This window comes from Legionella quateirensis, from assembly GCF_001467955.1.
Taxonomy (GTDB): Bacteria; Pseudomonadota; Gammaproteobacteria; order Legionellales; family Legionellaceae; genus Legionella; species Legionella quateirensis.
The window spans coordinates 738040-758076 of record NZ_LNYR01000012.1 but is presented as its reverse complement, the minus strand read 5'-3'; the positions used below and the strand labels follow the sequence as shown (position 1 = coordinate 758076).

Genomic DNA, 20037 nt, shown 5'->3' with positions numbered 1-20037 from the left:
TATTGGAACTGTGTTCTGTATTGCTTCACTTTGTTCGCAATGACGAACGTTTATAATGAATAGTAGAACATTATCCTCGGTAGAATTATGAGGCGATACCTCAGTTCGTGATGACGAAATTCTTGAGGTTATTGAGTGCTAATCAGTTAAAACTTCCTACTAAAGCCTGAACAATCAAGTCCCAGCCATCGATGAGTATGAAGAGTAAAATTTTCACTGGCAAGGAGATACTCAAAGGCGGCATCATCATCATGCCCATGGTCATCAGGATTCCGGATACAATCAGATCAACCAGTAAAAAAGGTAAAAAAATCATAAACCCTATCTGAAAAGCGGTTTGTAATTCACTTAATATGAAAGCAGGGATGAGTTGATACAATTTTATTTCATCTGCAGAAGCCGGTAGAGGTTCTTTTGCCAGTTGAAGAATGACATGCATGTCTTTTTCTCTGGTCTGCTTAATCATAAATTGTTTTAATGGTATGGCTGCTCTGTTAAGAGCAGTGCTGGTGTTAATCTCCCTATTCTCATAAGGCTGATAGGCTTCTGTATAAATCGCTTTGGCGACAGGCATCATGGTAAACAGTGTTAAAAACAGGGAGAGGCTGATAAGTACCGTGTTGGGTGGTGTTTGCTGTAATCCAAGAGCGTTTCGTAGCATGGATAAAACAACAACAATGCGGGTAAAGGAAGACAGCATAATTAAAATACTGGGCGCGAGGCTTAAGATGGTCAGAAGCGCGAAAGCCTGTAAGGCTGGAGATACATTATCCTGATCAAAGTGTATTGGTCCGATTTGGGTTCCAGCCAAAGCATTACTGATAGGGAAGAAAAATAAAAGAAAATAAAGAAGGTGACTCATGTTTCTGGGAAAACGATGAATGGGTTTCTGCCCTGAATGAACGCTTGGTGTAGCAGAAAGGGGGGAGTGAGATACAGTGTAAGCATTAACATGGCTTGTTGAATCGGGGGACAACCCCTCAATACTGGATTGATAGTGATTATTCATGATGTAATTCAGTGTCCTGCAAGGGAAGTAGGGTTAAAGCATTTTGATTATCTGCTAATAAAAACTGCTGCCCCTGATAATCAATAACAAAGATTTTGGTTTTGTTATGTACTGATACTTGTTCAATGACCTTGCATTTGGAACTCGTAGTCTTTGATTTTTTTGAATATTGGGCAAGAATGAATAAAACCGCGAGCAAAACAAACAGTATCAGCACATAGGGAGACCAATGCGTATTCGTTACAAGCTCCTTTTTAAATACCACGGGTTGGTTTGCTAATAACGGATTTATCCAGGAAATTAAAATTAATAGTAAAAAACGCTCCATCAACACATGACCTCTGTAATCTGGACGGCGAACTTGTCTTCATAACTCATTAATTCCCCTTTAGCGATTACTTTATCATTAAGAAGTACTTCGACAGGTTCATTGGTTTTTTGTTCTAAATGCATGACTTGTCCGGATTTAAGTTCCCTTAACTGAGCGATTGTTACCGTTAGAGTGCCAATACGTATGGTGCATTGAACTTCAATACTTCCTACCAGACCTAAATAATTGTGATTAACTGTTTGAGCCTCTGGTTGGGAATGGTGTTCAGCCAGTGCTACTTTTTTTACTGTTGTATTCATGATGACCCTTTTAAAATGATTGATTTGAAGTGATTGGATTGCCCCAAATCGGCACGGGCAACCAATTGGTGATTTTGTGTTAATGACATCGGAGCGCTTATTGGGTGATCCGTAGCAATTACATCTCCAACTGATAAAGTAATGAGTTGGTGCAAAGGCAGAGTGAGTGGATGGAGCTCCAGATTTAAAGCTAAAGTTTGGTTTGCCAATGCCTCTTCCAACGAAACCGGTTGTGTGCGTTGGCTGTTCCGTTGAGGCAGGTTTTGATACACCCAATTGGGATGCAGAATAATGGTGAATTGAAATGTACAACACGCTAACCTGAGCAGCAGGCTTGTTGAACCTCGGTAAAACCAGTCCTGAGTAGAGCTTGTCTCAGAATCAATAGTGCATTGATTGACTTTCAGAAGTTGATGGATAAGAACTGAAAACAGCTCCTGACTTACGGAATTAAAACAGGGGTTGTCTTTACCAAATAAAGCCTGATTTAAAACATTGAGATAATGTGTATCAATACATGCCAAGGTACTATCATTCTCTTTAATTGAATAACCTTCATTCGGTGAATACTCTTTTGTAGGTACATGAAGCTCCATAGTTACAGGATGCAGCGTGTATAAAGTGTTCCAATTCTGTAGTTCTCTGAGACATTGTCGAGATAGTTCCTGTAGCTCAAATGAATTAATTAATCTAAAGGGTTTTATCATCTTGATTCCAGATCCTCTAATAGTTGTTTATCTATATCCATTATTTGAGAACAGGCCTGAAACATTCTTTGCAAAATGACGATATTGGCAAATTCGGTAGTGGAATCAACATTGGATGATTCCAGTTGCTTTGCTTTTATGCTGCCAAATCCGTCTTTATTAGCACGACCAATATGAGTTCCTCGATCATTTTTTGCTTGAAACAAACTGTCATGGGTTTGAACCAGAGTGTGTTCCAGTTCATCAAAGCGCGCCAGACCAATGTAAATGCCCTGTATGGTTTGACCATTATCGTAGTTATATGAAATTTGTCCGTTTTCATCAAAAGAAAAACTGATTTGTTTCCCCTCACCGTATCCATCATTTTGATAGGCTTCAATTTGGGTACCTTCAGGATTAAGCTTCGATTCTTTGAGTTGAACGGAGTTGTCGGCTCCATCTTTAAAAGTACCAAATTGCAGTTTTATTTCCTGATCGCCATTCATTGTAAAGTGAATGGAACAATTCTCCAGTTTGGCTCCTTGGGATGTACCATTAAAGATGATTTTCTGATCTCCTAAAATAGGAGAAATATCTGCGTCAGTACAGGTTACCTTGATTAAATTCCAGCTTGTTCCATTATCATTTATAGTTGTATTACCTTCATTAACCAACACAGGTGTTGATTCGAATTCCAGTTGAACTTCATGTGCTTTGCCCTGTTTGTCATAAATTTTTGCAACAGAAAATTTAATATTTTTATAATTGTTTTTAAATGGACCAGGTTGATTTTTTTCATCGTCTGTTTTTTCCTGCAGGATGAATTGGCCATTCAAAAAAATCTCATGACTGGCTTTACCTGGAGAATTTTTGGGACCTTTTCCATGAATGGGCACCAGATTACCGGCATTATTATACCCTTGGACTTCACCTCCGCTGTGTCTATCGATTAAAATGCCATCATTGTTGAATTCAAATTCACCATCACGAGTATAACGAAGCTCGCCGTTTTTAAGTCTGATGACGAAAAAGCCTTGTCCAACTATAGCTAAATCGGAGGGGTTACTGGTTTCGAGATAATTACCATCACTAAAATTGGTTGCATTGCCACCGATACAAACTCCTGAACCCAGACCTTCTTCGCCACTGCCATTACCTAACGAAGAATAAAAAACATCATTGCGTTTAAATCCAGGACTTTGCATGTTCGCCACATTGTTGGATGTATTTTGTAACCCATAGCTGGCGGCCAGCATTCCTGACATACTTGTATAGTAGGTGTTGCTCATTATCGCTCCCTGACTTCAGTTATTTGACCCAGCTCTACTTTGGGGACTTCTCCGTTACTCATGGCAACAGTCACTAATGGAGGTGAGTCATCATGAAACTCGACTTTGGTGACTTGACCTTCACCCTCAATATCCTTTACCCGTACTTTTTTACCTAATAAAGCAAGACTCTGGTTTCCACTGGTCATTCCCAGTAATTGAGTCAAATGTTCATTCGTTGTCCTTGCTTCCTGAAGTGCAGAGAATTGAGCCATTTGAGCCATAAACTCACGGTTATCAACTGGCTTTAAGGGATCCTGATAGGTTAATTCCTGCATGAATAGTTTTAGATAATCTGCTTGATTAACACCGGAGGCACTCACGGGTTCAGTCATGTTGTACTCCATTAATTAGTAACTGTTTTAAAGAAAGGCCTTTATTTTTTAAATTGAGTTTTATCATGTGTTTTAGTTCAAGTTGTTCTTCTTTATCCAGCTCTTCCGCATAAAGGGATAGTTCGACCTCATCGTTTTGAATAAACAGGTGGTGGTTTTTATGCTGACCTTTGCAAAGATCTTTGAATTCAGCGGAACGTGTTTTTTCAAATTGAAGTTTCTCCGATGCGTTTATTTTTGAAGCGGAATTGGATTCTGAAACAGGTAGTTGTGAATTATTCTGTTTCAGTTCAACGATAGCTCTCATTAATTCTGTTGATAGTAGTGTAAGACGATTATTTGAGTTCGTTTTGGAGTGTTCCGTTGTTTGCTGCATTTGATCGGTATCAATAACTGTTTTTGGATCCGACGTAGTGCTCAGAGTGTCTGTCGTGCTTCGTTCTGATACGTTGTCACCATGCTGATCAAGAACCGGGTGATGTTTAAATTGCAAACTGGATTGCTGCAATTGATCTTGATGTTGCCAATAAAACTCATCTCCGCTGTTTTGTTTGGTCGGGGTTTGTAACCAATCGTCAAAATCAGGTTGAGTCTTTTGATTATTTTGAACGTTTTGAGTCAGTGATACTAAAGGGGGTATGCTTACTTTCATACGGACTTCCTGTTTTGGAGCACCCATTCTTCAAGAGTGTTTTCCTGTGATTTTATGTGTTGTTGTCTGCTAGCTTGCTCTTCACGCTCCATGTAGTGTTCCAACATTTTGAGTTCTGTTTTGATGCGGAGCAATTTATCTTTTAATTTGGCTTCCAATGCCTGGTGATTTTTTAAAATCATCAGTAATTCTTCTTTCTTTTCTTGTTGCTGGGTAAGAAAATTTAATTTATTGATTTCCAGATCAGGATTGATGCTGATTGACGCAATACAGGATTGATTTATTAGGTGTTCCAACTCCTGGATTTGTTGCATCACGATCCGGGATTCATTTTCTGCTGCCTGTAAATGGATGCTCAGCTCATTATTTTGCCAGGTTAATCGGGTCATTAGAGCCGTTAGAGTTTGACTCATTGCAGAATCTCCTTAAAGCTTTGGATAAGTTCATTGAATGATAAAGAGTGATCTTCATCTTGGGTTAATATCTGATTAATGGACGCGATTCGGCTGACAGCATGATCCAATAAATCATTGGTACCTGGTTTGTAAGCGCCCAGCTCGATCAGATCCTTGTTTTGTTGGTAAATGCTTAATGTTGAAATCACATGCTTGACTATTTTTTGTTCCTCACCTGACAAGAGTTGACTGGCCAGACGTGAAATACTGTGCAGCACTGAGATGGCTGGATAATGGCCTCGTTGTGCTAATTCCCTTTTGAGAACGATATGCCCATCCAATAATGCACGCATATGATCGGCCAGTGGTTCATTAAAATCATCACCTTCGACCAGTACGGTATATATAGCGCTGATACTTCCTTGTTTTTGGAAATTCCCTGTTCGTTCTATTAATCCAGGTAACAGCGAAAATACACTTGGGGTATATCCTCGAGCTGTAGGAGGTTCACCCAAACTCAAGCCGATTTCTCTTTGTGCCATGGCAAAGCGGGTAATGGAATCCATAAATAACAGAACATCTTTACCTTGCTGGCAAAAATACTCAGCCAGGGCGGTTGCTGTATAAGCTGCCTGACGTCGCATTAAAGCGGGTTCATCACTGCAGGCGACAACCAGAATTGATTTTTTAAGAAGGTCTTTATTTAAATGATGATGAATAAACTCATTAACCTCTCTTCCACGTTCCCCAATTAAAGCAATGATGTTGATGTCACTGGTACTCTGTTGTGCAATTGTTGCCAGCAAGGTCGTTTTTCCCACGCCACTGCCGGAAAATACACCGATTCGTTGTCCTTTTCCCATGGGAAGCAAACTGTCTATAGCATGAACTCCTGTATAAAGGCGTTCTGTAATAGGTTCGCGGATGAAGGGATTTATTTTTTTATTTTGAGTCGGCATGTTTTTTGTGAAGGAACATTGAATGGGGTGATCGATGGGAGAAGCGAACGCGTCGACTACATGCCCAAGCAGCGAAGGGGACGCATTAATTGTTACTGGATAACCCGTCGCTCTAACTCGATAACCCATACGAACCGGGGAAGTATCATAGGGCATCAGGTACACTTTCCCTTCTTCAAAGCCAACCACTTCAGCTTGCATAATTAGTTTATGGTTTTGATCCAACAGTTCACACACTTCGCCAATAAAGGCATGTGGTGGTCCATTGGCTACCAGTTTTAAACCAACACACTGTTCAATTTCCCCCCATCGCTCTACGGACTGTAATCGGTTAATCCAGGAGTGCATGTTGTCTCCCATGTTTCATATGAATGAGTATTTCTTTTAATCGTTCAAGACGTGTTTCCAGGCTGGCATCAAAAACTCCATGCTCCGTTTTGATTAAACAACCACCTGGTGCAAGACCTGGGTCGGCTTTGATCAACAATCCATTGAGATGAGCTGTCTCCAGTTTGATATTGGCTTGGTGTAACGTTTTAATTTCATCAGGATGCACATGTAACTCAATGCTTTGTTTACTATTTAATTGTCTTAATATTTGGTTGATTTGCTGGTGGAGCGCTTCGGGTTTTTGTTGTTGCTCTATGAAATATTCCTGGGTAATTAATAAAATGATATCCGCAATCTCATCGTGCAAATGCAGTCGATTTTGCTCTATAGCTTGAGGAATAGCTGACAACAGGGTCTCCAGGTCTTGCTTTGATTGGGCCATTTGTTGTTCTGCAAGTAGCATTCCCTCCTTTTGTCCCGCTATAAATCCTTGTTGAAAAGCCTGAGTTCGAAGCTCTTCCAAGTCGGTTTCATTTATTTGGAGGGGCATTTCAGTTTTTTGGTCAATTTCATCAGAAGTTGTTACAGGTTTTGCGCCTATAGTAACCGTTTCATGACTGATTAATGCCTGTTGAATTAATTTAGCCATAATTCATCACCAGTTGATCATCAAAATTAAGCTGGTTTTGCCATTGTCTAAATACATGTGACCTGGTATCGGATTTCAGTGTTTTGACCTGATCATTCATTATGTGTTGAATTTCACTCCCATTATTCAGTGATTGAATAAAGTGCTCGCTCCAGGGAAATTGGCCCCGTTCGAGGATTATGGCGATGTATAACGAATCCTGGTGCTTCAGCTCATCACAGAGTGCGGGTAACTTTAATTCAGGAGTTACTTTGACAGAATCCTGATAGGCAAAAGCCCGAAATCGCCGTGCTTTGGCGAGTAATTTCTTCCCTTCTAATAGCTCAAACTGTTTTTGTTGACTTGCAGTTAGTTGATTCAGGATCCATTTTTGATCGGATCTTGGCAAAGCAGCTATTTTTAATAATAATTTTTTGAGTTCTTTATTCATGGTGAGACAGCCAGTGCGTTAATTCGATTAATAATCGTTGGCGTTTTTTATGCCGAGCTTTTCTTATCATCAACACTGTTGTAGTACTGATGGCAAGACAAAAAATCCAAAAAAGCAGAGGCAACTGAGCAGGGGATTGTTCCATAGGAGCAGGTGGGGTGATGAGTGGCTCTAGCTCCAGATTTGGGGTATCCATTGGTTCAATCAACGCTTCAACATTAATAACATCCCCACGATGCTCATTGAAACCTACGGTGCTTTTTACAAGTCTGCGGATCTGATCCATAGTCTGAGCTGGTGTATTTTGCGGCACAATAACACTGATGGTAAGGCGCTCAATCGTCCCGCTGGCTTTTTTGAATAATTCTTTTTCACTGCCTAATTGGTACGATTTCTCAAGAGTGACATCCTGATTGTGTTTGTCTTTATCTGTTTTTCCGGAAGAAGAGTGGGTTATTTCTTTTTCATGAGTGATTAATCCTTGAGTCTGGGGTTTGATTAATTCTCTTTGTAACTCATCATAGTTGATGGCTGCGTCAATTTTCACCATAACCTGCTTGTTAGCGAATATTTTATGAAGCATTTGAGTTACTTTATCATTGAGATAATTCTCTATAGTTTTCTTGGTTTTGAAGTGATTGGAGGTATCATCCGTCTCTCTCTGGGACAGTGTATTGCCGTTTTGATCGACTACTACTACATTTTGAGCAGTCAAATGGGCAATGCTTGCCGAGATCAATTGCTGAATACTTTGAATTTGTCTGTTGCTTAGAGTGTGTTTTAATTGAAGGGTCACTGCGGCTTTAGGTTGATTGTCTGTTTTATCAAAAAGATGATTTTCAGGAATGACTAAATGAACTCTGGCTTGTCGCACCTCTTCTAAACTGGAGATGGTTCGTTCCAGCTCACCTTGTAACGCACGTTGATAATTGATTTTTTGCGAGAAATCAGTCATTCCGAAGTCACTTTTATCAAAGAGTTCAAAGCCAACACTGCCTGCCAATTGCACACCGCTGCCCATAATTTTAAGACGGGTTTTGGCAATCAGATTTTTATCAATCATGATGTCTTTGCCACCGTTTTTTAATTGGTAATTGATGTTGTTTTGTTCCAGATGACTTACAATTTTATTGGCGTCCTCTTCTTCTAAATGATTAAAAAGTACTTCATAGGTTGGTGATAACAACCACCATCCTGAAAGGGATGTAACAATGAGAATGAGTATTAGTGAAAACGAAAAACTTAATTTTCGCTGTATCGTTAAATCATTGAACCAGTGTCGTGTTAGGTGTAGATAATTCACTTTAGATTTGCTCTCTTAATAATTCTTGATAGGCCGACATCAAGCGGTTTCGTATTTGTTCTAAATACTGAAACGATAATTTGGCTTGCTCAAGCGTAATCATGGTCTGATGCAGATTCTCTGCATGACCACTGGCTAATTGGGTTAACGCCTCATCTGCTGCATTGAGTTGGTTATTGGTTTCAGAAATTTTCTCCCCCATCCAACTGGAAAAACTCGCCTTAGGTTGTTCAGGGCGTTCAATCGAAGGTGTTGTTGTGGTTAAAAGCAAGTTATTTACTGGAGTAATGTTCATCGTTCCTCTCCAATACTTAAGGCTTGTAAATACAGACTGTGAGCTGTATTGATGATCTTGATGTTCGCTTCGTAAGCACGTGAAGCGCGCAAAAGAGTAGTCATTTCATCAATGGTGCTTATACCAGGGTAGGTGACATAACCTTGCTTGTCTGCAGCTGGGTGGGATGGCTGATATACCTTATTGGGTGGTACTTCTTTTGAGACTATTTCAACAGAATCAATCCCTGTTTCATCCCCTTCTAATAAGGCAGAGAAGGGTTTTGCAGTGGTTACAACCTGACTTGCCTGAAATAATGAGCCGTCCGTACTTTTCAGAGAGTGTTGGTTGGCGATGTTATTGGCTACCACATCAACACGAAGTTTTTCTGCATTCATTCCCTGGGTTGCAATCGCATAAATTTGATCGTAATTCATTATTGACTCGTTCCTTGTAATGCCAGTTTCATGATTGCCAGTTTTTGATTTAAGCCTTTGATCAAGGCACGATAGTGAGTCATATTCTGGACGTTTAATGCCATTTGTTCATCGATAGATGATTGGTGATCGCTCAATTGATAAAAAGGCTTAATAGCGGATAGTTCGTCCGAGCTGCCAATGAAGTGAGTTTCAGTTAATTGTTGTTCAAAATTCACTTCCATAGTCTGGTAATTAGCGCTGTTGCTATTGGCAATATTATTGGCTATGGCGGTCTGACGCATCAAAGATGCATCCAGTGCCATGCTTACCCGTTCTATAGTAGAGTCTGAGTTCATATTAAGTTCCTTATTGAATGACCAGTTCAGCATGTAATGCTCCAGCCCGTTGCAGACTTTCTAAAATTGCAATGATGTCTCTGGTTGAAGTCTGTACCTTGGTTAACGAGGTAATTAAATCCGCAACTGTTGCTCCCTGGTTCAGGTTTACTGTATTTGCCGATGCTTCTTTAACATTGATATTGGTAGAGGGAGTTACGGCTGTATGGACCTGTCTTCCCATGTTTTGAATCAGAGTGGGTTGAGATACATTAAATTCAGTGGCAATTGCTATTTGCAAATTGCCATGAGATATAGTGACTGCATCAATTTGTACATCGGCTCCTGCTACAACGACTCCAGTTCGTTCATTGACTACGACTGTGGGTAGATGATCAGGAATTATCTCGATGTGCTCCAGTTGACTCACAAAACGTATAAAGCGCTTTCTGTAGGGCAGGGGAGGATGAATTTCAATATCCTGGGCAGAACGTGCCAGGGCTGTATTTTTGCCAAATTTTTTGTTAATGGCCGCTTCTATATGATCTGCGGTAGTAAAGTCAGGATGATTTAGAATTAAATGAAGGTCTCCAGTTTTATCGACTACATCATTATAAAGTGTTTTTTCAACAACAGCCCCACCGGGGATTAAGCCGGTAGTTGGATGATTTTTTTGGATAACATTGCCATAGAGATCGTATTTAAATCCACCTATGGAAATTGGACCTTGAGCCAGAGCATAAACCCGATTATCAGCTCCTTTAAGAGGAGCCACCAATAAAGTGCCGCCCAATAGACTTTTCGCATCGCCCAGAGATGCGACATTGATGTCAATTTTATCGCCTTGATGAGCATAGGAGGGAAGATTGGCGGTAATTATAACGGTGGCGGTATTTCTGCTGTTAATCTCGTTTGGATTGATATTGACACCAAAAGTCTGTAATAAATTGGATATCGCCTGAGTTGTATCTTTATTCCGTCTGGAGTCTCCAGAGCCAGCTAATCCTATGACCAGACCATAACCACTTATCGGGTTCTCCTGTAAACCTGAAAGACGAGCCAAGGATTTCAGGTGGACAGCGGAATATACGTTTTGTTGTAACGTAATAGAGACGAGGAATATCAGCAGGGTTTTCAATTTTTTCATCAGACTAACCCTACAAATGAGAGAATTTTATAGAAATAATTTCGTGTCTGAGAGTCTGAAACGGAACCATTTCCTGCATAAGTGATATGAGCGTCTGCCAGACGGGTAGATAACAGCGTATTTTGGGGACTGATATCTTCGGGTCTTACTATGCCGCTTAACAATATGTGTTGTTGCTCACCATTAATAGTAATGGTCTGCATGCCCTCAACAAGATACGTATTGTTAGGAAATATTTGTTTAATCTGTACGGTTAGGGAGGCTTTAATTTTACCATTGCGTCCTGTTTTTGCTGCTGTTTTCCCTTTTCCCTTCAGACCAAACTCTACTTCATGATTATTCTTGTTATACCCAACTTCCAAAGCTGATTTTATTTCTTTTCCTGATGACAGGTCAGCACTGGTCTGAGCATTGGATGTTTCCAGAACAATGACCGTAAGTATATCCCCGGGTAATGAAGCGACACGATCAGCAATTAAGGGGCGATAAACTTCTTCATTGAATAAATTGACAGCCCAACTCATTTGAGGCGAAAAAAATACAGTGAGTAACAGAATGATTAACTTGTTCACGATGAAATCTCGGCTTGATGTGGTGCGATGACTTTCGCTACAAAATATTTATTGGACAGAGGATTCTTCATGCGAATGAACTGACCGGTATATCCATCATGTTCTGCTATAGCTCTGGATAGTAAGGAAATGCTTCGATTCATTACGGTGACCTGAACCCATTGTCCCTTGATAATTTGTGGTGTGGGTGCTACATCACTTTGTTTTAGAATATGATTTTTATTAATGGATTTTTTTAGCCAAATCCCCTGTGGCAGTTTGGTAAGCGGTTTATCCCTTAATCCAGCAATATTACGTTTTTTTAGAATAAAATCAGTTTTATGCAACTGGGTTCTATTGGTGATCGGGTATTTGGCCACCAGTACGGATTGAAATGCGTTAATCTTGAACCAGATGGGAATAGTGTGTTTACCATGTGTCAGACGAACACAGATCTGTTGTGCTGGTGGGTACGCTTCTGGAATTTCAACATGAAACTCTGATAATGGAAACTCACTGTCTTTAATTGTTCCTTTGGGACTTAGAGTAATGGAATCATACCTGCTTTTAAATTGATGTTCTAAAGCAATTTGTGCTTTATGGCGTAATTCATTACCAGTAGTCTGGAACAGCTTTTGAACCAGGGCAGTACTTTTCCCTTTCCATTGATAGTCTAATGATCCCGTTTTTCGGGTTACCCAATCGATGATTTGTTTTTTGCTAATCGTTTCCCCGGGTTTCGGATGACTGTCCAATGGGATTTTCATTAAATCGTTCCTGTCATTACTGATATCAATCAGATCACCCAGGTATTGCGCATGAGGTGTAATGTGCTTTTGAAAACGCATCACTGTCTCAGCATGAGCCTGTCCTAAAAATACAAAAGGAATCATCAGATTAATCACGAATTTCATTAGTCAATTTTTCCAGTTCATCAGCAATTTGTACTGCTTTTGCATTTAATTGGTAAACTCGTTGTGCCATAGTTAACTGCATCAGTGAATTAACCATGTCGACATTAGAGCCTTCGATTTGGTTTTGTGCTAATGATCCGAGTCCGCTACTGCCGGGATTGTCAGTCAACGGTTCCCCTGATTCATCAGTTGGCAGGTATACTCCAGCCCCGATTGGGTTCAATGTTTCAGGATTGATAAATTTGGCAAGTTGAATTGTGCCCAGTAACTGGGGTTCTGGTTCGTCACTCAGAGTAACTTCGACATCACCATTGGCTTGTATGGTTATCTTGGTAAAATCATCAGGAACCTGGATGTTATCTGCTAATCTTAATCCATCTTGCGTTGTAAGATAGCGGTCAGAATCGATACTCAAGGTTGAGTTTCTTGTATAGGCAATAGTGCCATCGGTATTGAGGATTTGAAAAAAGCCCACTCCATTGATTGCTACATCATTCCAGTTGTTTGTAGCTTTCAACGGACCTGTAGAAAAATCTTTTCCTGATTTATAAACAGCAGTGCCTAATCCAAGTTTTATAGAGGCTTGGTTGTTAAACAGCGATTGCTCTCCATTGATATTCTCATAGAGTACGTCCTCGAACGTTATTTTAGTGGCTTTGTAATTGGCAGTATTGAGATTAGCCAAATCATTGGCAATTTTATCTATATAAAACTCTTCGGATTTAAGACCACTTGCGGCAATTGAAAGCGCGTCAGACATTTCCTTCTCCTAGCTGATTAATTGCGTTTGAAAGCAGATTATCCGCTGTTCGCATGACTCGTTGACTGGCTTCAAAGTGACGTGAGGTTTTTATCATGTCCATCATTTCGTCAATGGATTTTACGTTTGACTGCTCAATGAAGCCCTGTAATACACGTGTAGTACCATCGGAGGGATTTGGCGACTCATTGGTTTGATAGAGTCCATTGCCAACATAGTCAAGTAACTGAGGTTGTTCAAATCGAACAATATTGAGTTGATCTACTTTATGATGATCTATATAAATAGAACCCTGAGTATCCACTGTAAAGGAGTTGTCTTCAACTTTTATGGCACCTCCTTTTCCCAGTACCGTTTCACCTGTAGCAGTACATAATTCGCCCTGCTTATTGATTTGAAAATCACCACGTCGAGTGTAGAAAATACCCTGATCGCTTTGCACCTGAAAATAGCTGTCTCCTGTCAATGCGACATCATTCAGGTTATGGGTTTGAGTTAAAGTACCCTGGATGCTTATTTGCGCCCTTTGTACCTGCTGTATTGAGTTATTGAATTGGGGTTCTAATTGATCATCAAAGCCTGCACTTTCTACCAGCTGTCTTTTAAATCCAGGGGTATTCATATTCGCCACATTTTGACTGATCGATTGCAGTTTTAATTGATCAAATTCCATTGCGAATTGTGTTGCAGTTATAGCATCGAACATCTTATTTCCTTATTTTACAACCCCAAAGGATTCCACTTGAACATTGACCGGAATTTCATTCATTGCCAGTACTGTTAAATGAGGGATCACTCTTTGGGTTAATTGTTTTAAATGTCTTCTTAATTGCGATGAGCAAAGCAGGATAGGGCGTTTACGTTCGCCCAGCATATGCTCTACCTGATTAGCCAATGAGGTAATCAGACGTTCAGTTAAGCCGGGTTCCAATGAAAAAAACTCTTTATTGAGGATGTTTTGATTGAGTTTTTGTTCTAATGTGGCTTCGAGTGTCAGTACATGCAAACTGTCTTGATTGACGAGCAGTTTTTGACAAATTGGAACGGCTAAACCAGATCGTACCATTTCAGTCAGTTGGATGGGGTCGGGTATTTTTTTTGCGTGCTCTAATAAAAGTTCCAGTATTTGAGTTAAATAACGGATAGAAACTTTTTCTTTAAGTAAGTTTTGCAGTATGCGTTGAACATGGCCTAAGGGCAAAAGAGAAGGAATTAATTCATCACTTAGCACTTTAACTCCCGGTTGTAATAATAAGTGTTCTGTTTCTTCACGAGTCAATAATTCAGCAATATGAGATTGAATGGTTTCATTGAGATGCGTCGTTAGTACCATGAGTGGTTCACAGACGGTGAATCCGTTATCAAGAGCATCTTGTTTGTTTTGATGTTCAATCCAGATGGCTGGAAGACCATAACTGGGATCGCGTACTTCAATGCCGGCAGGTAAAAGAGTATTCTTGCTGCGCGTTGAAACTATTGCCAACGCCTTATCCAAATGCAGGGGGTTTGTTCCATCGTTATTGCCCTGTATGCAAATGGAATAGAAGGGAAATCCCAGTTTTTTATCTGTTTTGATTTTGACTTCAGGTAAAACAAAACCTAAATCAAAAGCAATTCGTTCTCTAATTATTTGAATGGATTCAAGCAAGTGGTTTTCATAGGGAATTAATTGGCTATAAAGTTCTTTATTAAGATTTATTTCAACAGGATGAATGCGAATTTTTTCATAGAGATTCTCCTCAGTTTCTACTATGTCCTCCTTCTTTTTTGCTTTTATGGCAAACCAGGTACTGCCCGCAAAAAGGCTTAAAATGAATAGTACAGGAACAGCAGGGATACCTTTTACAAATAATAGTCCAACTAAACTACAACAAACCATAATTAAACTTTTGGGATAGGAGCTTATTTGTTTTGCCACTTCACTGCCTAATTGTGCATCGGTAGCAGCACGAGTGACTATAATCCCAGTAGCTGTGGAAATAATTAAGGCTGGAATTTGAGTAACAAGACCATCACCCACGGTAAGAAGGGTGTACGTTTGAATTGATTCGGACAAACTGAATCCTTTCTGGATAAGGCCTATTGCAAATCCTCCAATGATGTCTACGAGAATAATCAGGATCCCGGCTATTGCATCGCCTTTAACAAATTTACTGGCTCCATCCATAGCACCATAAAAGTTGGCTTCTTTTTCAATTTGTGATCTTCTGGCTTTGGCATCACTCTGAGAAATACTGCCCATATTCAAATCGGCATCAATACTCATTTGTTTGCCGGGCATACTATCCAGGGTAAATCGCGCAGCTACTTCCGCTACACGCTGGGCTCCATTTGTGACTACAATAAATTGCACAATAATGAGGATTAGGAAAACAACCAAACCCATCACATAATTGCCATGAATGACATAATGTCCCATTGCCTGAATTACTTTTCCTGCATCACCATCAGATAAAATCAGACGGGTGGCTGAGATATTGAGCGCTAAGCGAAACAGAGTGGATATGAGTAACAGAGCCGGAAATGTAGAAAAGCTTAATGGTTTATCCGTGTAAAAGGTGAGCAGTAAAATGGTTAATGCCCAGCTGAAATTGACAATGAGAAGAAGATCCAGCAAACCCGAAGGAATAGGGATGAACAGGATAAATAGAATTCCGGTAGCAAACGCTATCATGATCAGTTCACTGCTGTTATTCAAAAAATGTGACTTACTGATCATGAGTTTTTCCTTGCTCGTAGAGTTCTCTAAAGATACTGGCTATGGCAGGATATAAATCTCTTGAGATCCATTGATTCAGTTCTATTGTTTGGTACAGCATGCGAGCTAACGCTTTGTTTTCTATTATGGGTACGTTGAACTTTTTTGCTAATTTTTTTACTTCTATGACCATTTCTCCTTTTGCCTTACAGACTACCTTTGGCGCAGGCATGGAACCGCGTTCATATTGAAGCGCGATAGCGATATGAGTAGGATTGGTTACCACCACATCAGCTTTTTTGACTTCGTTTAAAGAGGCGGTTTTCTGCCGAAGTTGTTGCTGTAACTGTCTTATTTTATTTTTGATTTTAGGATCGCCTTCCCTTTGCTTGTATTCATCCTTGACTTCTTGCTTGCTCATACGATTGTCTTTGTTGAACTTCCAGCGGGTGAATAATTTGTCAAACAAAGCAATAATAAAAAGCAGAATAATTATTTGAACCATGAGTTTTAAAAGAAATCCCATCATTACTTCGGGATCCTGAGAGGGACTGGTTATTATTAAATGCAGAATATTGGATAATTGAATCTTGATAATAAAAAATAAAAGAAGGAAGGTTAATCCTAATTTGAAGGTACTCTTTATTGCTTCAACGCATGTTTTGACTGAGAAAAGTCGTTTGAATCCTTGTATCATATTAAGGCGTTTAAAATCCGGGATTAATGGTACTGTTGACCAGATTATCCCTGTTTGAGCGAGGGTACACAGTATTATGGTCAATCCGCTCGCCAGAGCAAATGGTAGCCACAAGTTCAGCAATTGAGACAAAATGAATTGGTGAAGATGCATGACATTGTCACTATTGAATTGAAGATGAGCCGCAAAATGGAGTATGTGTCGAAGCATTGATTTAATTTCGTGGAATTCTTTAGGCCATAAGGCGGTGATCATTCCAGCCAATACAAGCAGAGTAGTACATGTAGTTAATTCAATACTTTTACTGGCCTGTCCTTTTTCTTTGGCTTTTTGTAATTTGTATGGTGTGGGTTTTTCGGTTTTTTCACTCATGACATGAGTTCCTGCCAGGTTTGAAAACATTGCTCAAACACCATATTAGATATTGGGTAAATGAAGCCAAGCATCATGGCCAGTAAGAATAAACCGAGACAAATCTTAAGAGGCAGGATCAGGAAATAGGTATTTATTTGGGGAATGTTGCGGGTGATAAGTCCACCGAATAAATCTATAGCTAATAATGCCAGGATGATAGGGCTGGCTATCATGAAGCCAACCGTAAACATAAAACCAAATTGTTTGATAATGGGGGTAAGTCCTGCAAAGATCGCAAGGGTTCCTGGTGGAATGATGACAAAAGAATAGGATAAACCTTGAAATAACCAAAGATGACCGTCAAGACCAAAGAAGAATAAAACCGCTAACATAGATAATACTCGACTGGATAAATATTCTTGACTGTGTTCGGCAGGGTTAAATAGTGCTAACGAGTTTAATCCGGTCTCATTATCAATTAACTGTCCTGCGATTTGAAAAACTGCAAAAGCGGCAAATAAAGCTGTAGCAAGTATCAATCCGTTGGCAAACTCTGCCAGACCACCTAATAGAATTCCTGTGTTATTGAGCTGCACCTGGTGCGATACGTTAAAAGTCAGTAAACAACTTAAAGCAAATACCAAGATTAATCTGATCATTATGGGGAGTTGATGTATTGCCTGAACAGGGGTAAACAATAAGACTGTACCGAGACGAATCGTGATAAAAAATAAATGGATTAACCAGTTGATAGAGATCGTCATGATTTGATTATCCCTGGAATACTGAAAAATATACCCTGAGCAAACTCAATCAGGGTATGCAGCATCCACTCCCCGCAAAGCATGAGCATAAGCACTAACGCTAATATTTTGGGTATAAAACTTAAAGTGGAGTCTTGTATTTGAGTTACTACCTGAAGAATTGAGACGACTAAACCGGTAATCAGGGCAACGAGAATGATTGGTGCTGCAATAAGCAGGCTATGCCAAAGTAATTGTTTGCTTAAATAAATTGCCAGATCGTTAGACATCATCCGTTTTCCATAGTTTCTAACTTGCAGTCATCCAGCTTGATTTGTTTCATTGAACTTGCCAAGCTTACTTTTTTTCCATAGTGGTGTTTAAACACACTTCGCGGATTAAAACAAATTTAAAAATGTTAAACAACCCTGTACGTTAAAAAAAAACCGTTGATCGTTTTTCGATTATTCATGTTGATTATCAAATTTTAAATTTGTCATAAATTACAACACCTCAGTGTTTATAATTATCTGATTTGGATTCTGTTGGTTCTGTATTAGGCTTCTGTGCTCCGGGAATGTTTAGAGGTATAAATTAGTCCTGTATTACTATTGCGCCTAATACAAGCATCGACTCAATGCCAGATATTTTCCCCTCTGGCTGATTTAATTATAATCTTTTTGGACATAATGTTAACTTGGTGTTATACTGCGCATCGCCTTTTATTTATTCATTACGGTTTATGTATGCCCAATCAAGTTAAACTTTCAACTAAAAGAACTCGAAAAACTCCTGGTAAATATGCTGACTTTCACCTTTCTTCAATTTTTGATATAAAAAAAGTTGAAACCAGTGCTATAAAGTCTGGCAAAAGAAAGTATTCATCTCAATTTGATAGGCAGACCTTGTTTTCTTCCTCTAAAAGAACACCAGTCGAAAAAATACTGCGTACAAGGTCTAATAAAAAATCAGCAAAAATAGAACAAATCTTGAGTAGTATTGGTATTGATAATATGAATGTGGATGAATATATACCTTCTCCGATCGATTTATCAGATACCGTTGCGGTTAAGATAGTTGACTTACTTAAAGAAATGGGAGGTCGCGGACTTTTTGCTAATGCCGATATCGAACAAGGTACTTGTATTGGTACTTATACAGGTGAAGAGTATTCAAGTAATGCAGAGTTTGAGCGTTATTTAAGTGATCATCCAAATGCAGATAACAGTTATGCTATGACTGTAGGACGTCGAATTATCGATGCGGCAACTAAAGGCAACTTTACCCGATATATTAATTTTTCTGATAGTCAGGATAACGTTGAATTCAGGGAAACACTAAGTAACGGAGTAAAAATAGTTGAGGTCGTTGCGTTAAAAGATATTCGTCAAGGACAACAAATATTAGTTAATTATAATACCTATAATGAAAATGCTTCCAAATTGTATTATTTCCTTAATCCTGGAGATGGATGGCTCTCTGCAAATGAAGTGTATGAGCAAAACAAAGCCAGTTATGAATTATGGACAATGTCTGGTGAATGTGAGGCATTCAAGATTGAAGATAATGAAACGTTTCTTATCAACCGTGTCGCTTCAGCAGTATTTTCTAATCAGCTTCTGACTCATTTAAAGAATGTGAATAGCAGTGAAATCGATCTTCCCATTCTTAAACTGAACTCATCTAATGAGATTATTGATTTTAAAAATGGTGATACTTTTACATCATTGATGATGGCTTGTTATTTAGGGCAGTCAGTAAACGTAAATTGGTTAATACGTGAAGGAGCAAACGTAGATCAACAGCAAAATCATTCGGGAAATTGTCCCTTATTCTTTGCCTTATCAGGATACAGTACGGAACAAGGTAATAAAAATAATTATTTAAACATCATGAGTTCATTAATTAAAAACAGTGCGAATTTATGTGTTCATGATAGAGCTGATAGATCTTTTTTACATAAGGCGATTGACATTCTCTCTGATACAGATTTTAAAAAGATACTGAACACTATTAAGACTCAAACCGGCCCAAAGTTTAATGAATTATATGATTATATTGACGAAGATAATTTTGATGTCGTTTTGTATGGCCTTAAAACAAAACAATTTAATAAAGTACAACTTTTATTAGAAGCTAACCCTGAGTTTTTCAATCAATATATAACTCGTGGAAAATCTCAACAACGAAGAGAAATAGAGTTATTTAGAGTTGCGATACAGGATTATGATAATGATGAGCTAAATTCACTACATGAAATGCTTGGAGAAGATGGACTGGATTTACCAAAAAATCTATTGGATGGATTGATTAACATCGATCAACTCAATTCAAATTGTTCAATGTCTTAGATATGATTCTGAGAATGTGTTAAGGATTCCGACGTCAAGATTAGTCTAAGTCCAGGTGTTTCCAGTTTTTAACTGGTTTCACCTTAAG

At 39.1% G+C, this 20037-nt stretch carries 25 protein-coding genes; 1 reads left to right on the top strand and 24 read right to left on the bottom strand.

The window, feature by feature from the left end:
• Nucleotides 1-142 precede the first annotated feature (142 nt).
• The 24 genes from fliP to fliQ are packed head-to-tail and all read right to left on the bottom strand — an operon-like array spanning nucleotide 143 to nucleotide 17891.
• Nucleotides 143-1009 (bottom strand): flagellar type III secretion system pore protein FliP, encoded by an 867-nt coding sequence (fliP, locus tag Lqua_RS07860; RefSeq protein WP_238585543.1) that lies wholly within the window; start codon nucleotides 1007-1009, stop codon nucleotides 143-145.
• Complete coding sequence (locus Lqua_RS07855) at nucleotides 1002-1337, bottom strand: flagellar biosynthetic protein FliO (protein ID WP_058473709.1); 336 nt, start codon at nucleotides 1335-1337, stop codon at nucleotides 1002-1004. Before Lqua_RS07855 ends, fliP begins: the two co-directional genes overlap by 8 nt.
• Nucleotides 1337-1639 carry a FliM/FliN family flagellar motor switch protein gene (locus tag Lqua_RS07850; protein ID WP_058473708.1) on the bottom strand — a complete coding sequence of 101 codons (303 nt, stop codon included), beginning with the start codon at nucleotides 1637-1639 and terminating at the stop codon, nucleotides 1337-1339. Before Lqua_RS07850 ends, Lqua_RS07855 begins: the two co-directional genes overlap by 1 nt.
• Entirely contained in the window at nucleotides 1636-2346 is a 711-nt protein-coding gene (locus Lqua_RS07845; RefSeq protein ID WP_058473707.1) for a FliM/FliN family flagellar motor C-terminal domain-containing protein, read from the bottom strand. Before Lqua_RS07845 ends, Lqua_RS07850 begins: the two co-directional genes overlap by 4 nt.
• A complete protein-coding gene (locus Lqua_RS07840; protein WP_058473706.1) occupies nucleotides 2343-3614 on the bottom strand; it encodes a flagellar hook-basal body complex protein in 1272 nt (423 codons plus the stop codon). The genes Lqua_RS07845 and Lqua_RS07840 overlap by 4 nt, the downstream gene beginning before the upstream one ends.
• Complete coding sequence (locus Lqua_RS07835; protein WP_058473705.1) at nucleotides 3614-3988, bottom strand: flagellar hook assembly protein FlgD; 375 nt, start codon at nucleotides 3986-3988, stop codon at nucleotides 3614-3616. The genes Lqua_RS07840 and Lqua_RS07835 overlap by 1 nt, the downstream gene beginning before the upstream one ends.
• Nucleotides 3981-4640 (bottom strand): hypothetical protein, encoded by a 660-nt coding sequence (locus Lqua_RS07830; protein WP_058473704.1) that lies wholly within the window; start codon nucleotides 4638-4640, stop codon nucleotides 3981-3983. Before Lqua_RS07830 ends, Lqua_RS07835 begins: the two co-directional genes overlap by 8 nt.
• Complete coding sequence (locus Lqua_RS07825; RefSeq protein WP_058473703.1) at nucleotides 4637-5053, bottom strand: hypothetical protein; 417 nt, start codon at nucleotides 5051-5053, stop codon at nucleotides 4637-4639. The genes Lqua_RS07830 and Lqua_RS07825 overlap by 4 nt, the downstream gene beginning before the upstream one ends.
• On the bottom strand, nucleotides 5050-6342 hold the full coding sequence (locus tag Lqua_RS07820) for a FliI/YscN family ATPase (RefSeq protein WP_058473702.1): 1293 nt from the start codon (nucleotides 6340-6342) through the stop codon (nucleotides 5050-5052). The genes Lqua_RS07825 and Lqua_RS07820 overlap by 4 nt, the downstream gene beginning before the upstream one ends.
• Nucleotides 6326-6973 (bottom strand): FliH/SctL family protein, encoded by a 648-nt coding sequence (locus Lqua_RS07815; protein WP_058473701.1) that lies wholly within the window; start codon nucleotides 6971-6973, stop codon nucleotides 6326-6328. The genes Lqua_RS07820 and Lqua_RS07815 overlap by 17 nt, the downstream gene beginning before the upstream one ends.
• Nucleotides 6966-7403: a hypothetical protein gene (locus tag Lqua_RS07810; RefSeq protein ID WP_058473700.1), complete on the bottom strand. Its 438-nt coding sequence runs from the start codon at nucleotides 7401-7403 to the stop codon at nucleotides 6966-6968. Before Lqua_RS07810 ends, Lqua_RS07815 begins: the two co-directional genes overlap by 8 nt.
• Entirely contained in the window at nucleotides 7396-8706 is a 1311-nt protein-coding gene (gene fliF, locus Lqua_RS07805) for a flagellar basal-body MS-ring/collar protein FliF (RefSeq protein WP_083501285.1), read from the bottom strand. Before fliF ends, Lqua_RS07810 begins: the two co-directional genes overlap by 8 nt.
• A 1-nt stretch (nucleotide 8707) precedes the next feature.
• The gene (fliE, locus tag Lqua_RS07800) at nucleotides 8708-9001 is read right to left on the bottom strand and encodes a flagellar hook-basal body complex protein FliE (protein WP_058473698.1); all 294 of its coding nucleotides are present in this window, start codon (nucleotides 8999-9001) and stop codon (nucleotides 8708-8710) included.
• A complete protein-coding gene (flgC, locus tag Lqua_RS07795) occupies nucleotides 8998-9417 on the bottom strand; it encodes a flagellar basal body rod protein FlgC (RefSeq protein ID WP_058473697.1) in 420 nt (139 codons plus the stop codon). Before flgC ends, fliE begins: the two co-directional genes overlap by 4 nt.
• Entirely contained in the window at nucleotides 9417-9755 is a 339-nt protein-coding gene (locus tag Lqua_RS07790; RefSeq protein WP_133141041.1) for a hypothetical protein, read from the bottom strand. Before Lqua_RS07790 ends, flgC begins: the two co-directional genes overlap by 1 nt.
• Before the next feature lie 10 nt (nucleotides 9756-9765).
• Nucleotides 9766-10881 carry a flagellar basal body P-ring protein FlgI gene (locus Lqua_RS07785; protein ID WP_058473695.1) on the bottom strand — a complete coding sequence of 372 codons (1116 nt, stop codon included), beginning with the start codon at nucleotides 10879-10881 and terminating at the stop codon, nucleotides 9766-9768.
• Nucleotides 10881-11453: a flagellar basal body L-ring protein FlgH gene (locus Lqua_RS07780; RefSeq protein WP_058473694.1), complete on the bottom strand. Its 573-nt coding sequence runs from the start codon at nucleotides 11451-11453 to the stop codon at nucleotides 10881-10883. The genes Lqua_RS07785 and Lqua_RS07780 overlap by 1 nt, the downstream gene beginning before the upstream one ends.
• Nucleotides 11450-12346 (bottom strand): flagellar basal body P-ring formation chaperone FlgA, encoded by an 897-nt coding sequence (gene flgA / locus Lqua_RS07775; RefSeq protein WP_058473693.1) that lies wholly within the window; start codon nucleotides 12344-12346, stop codon nucleotides 11450-11452. The genes Lqua_RS07780 and flgA overlap by 4 nt, the downstream gene beginning before the upstream one ends.
• Nucleotides 12330-13106, bottom strand: a complete 777-nt coding sequence (locus Lqua_RS07770; protein ID WP_058473692.1) for a flagellar hook-basal body protein — start codon at nucleotides 13104-13106, stop codon at nucleotides 12330-12332. The genes flgA and Lqua_RS07770 overlap by 17 nt, the downstream gene beginning before the upstream one ends.
• Nucleotides 13099-13812, bottom strand: a complete 714-nt coding sequence (locus Lqua_RS07765; protein ID WP_058473691.1) for a flagellar hook-basal body protein — start codon at nucleotides 13810-13812, stop codon at nucleotides 13099-13101. Before Lqua_RS07765 ends, Lqua_RS07770 begins: the two co-directional genes overlap by 8 nt.
• A gap of 9 nt (nucleotides 13813-13821) precedes the next feature.
• Complete coding sequence (locus Lqua_RS07760) at nucleotides 13822-15825, bottom strand: flagellar biosynthesis protein FlhA (protein ID WP_058473690.1); 2004 nt, start codon at nucleotides 15823-15825, stop codon at nucleotides 13822-13824.
• On the bottom strand, nucleotides 15815-16873 hold the full coding sequence (locus Lqua_RS07755; protein WP_058473689.1) for an EscU/YscU/HrcU family type III secretion system export apparatus switch protein: 1059 nt from the start codon (nucleotides 16871-16873) through the stop codon (nucleotides 15815-15817). The genes Lqua_RS07760 and Lqua_RS07755 overlap by 11 nt, the downstream gene beginning before the upstream one ends.
• Nucleotides 16870-17619 carry a flagellar biosynthetic protein FliR gene (locus Lqua_RS07750; protein WP_058473688.1) on the bottom strand — a complete coding sequence of 250 codons (750 nt, stop codon included), beginning with the start codon at nucleotides 17617-17619 and terminating at the stop codon, nucleotides 16870-16872. The genes Lqua_RS07755 and Lqua_RS07750 overlap by 4 nt, the downstream gene beginning before the upstream one ends.
• Nucleotides 17616-17891 (bottom strand): flagellar biosynthesis protein FliQ, encoded by a 276-nt coding sequence (fliQ, locus tag Lqua_RS07745; protein ID WP_238585542.1) that lies wholly within the window; start codon nucleotides 17889-17891, stop codon nucleotides 17616-17618. The genes Lqua_RS07750 and fliQ overlap by 4 nt, the downstream gene beginning before the upstream one ends.
• Nucleotides 17892-18344: 453 nt before the next feature.
• On the opposite strand from fliQ, the gene ankI reads away from it, so the two are divergent.
• On the top strand, nucleotides 18345-19949 hold the full coding sequence (ankI, locus tag Lqua_RS07740) for a Dot/Icm T4SS effector AnkI/LegAS4 (RefSeq protein ID WP_058473686.1): 1605 nt from the start codon (nucleotides 18345-18347) through the stop codon (nucleotides 19947-19949).
• Nucleotides 19950-20037 lie beyond the last annotated feature (88 nt).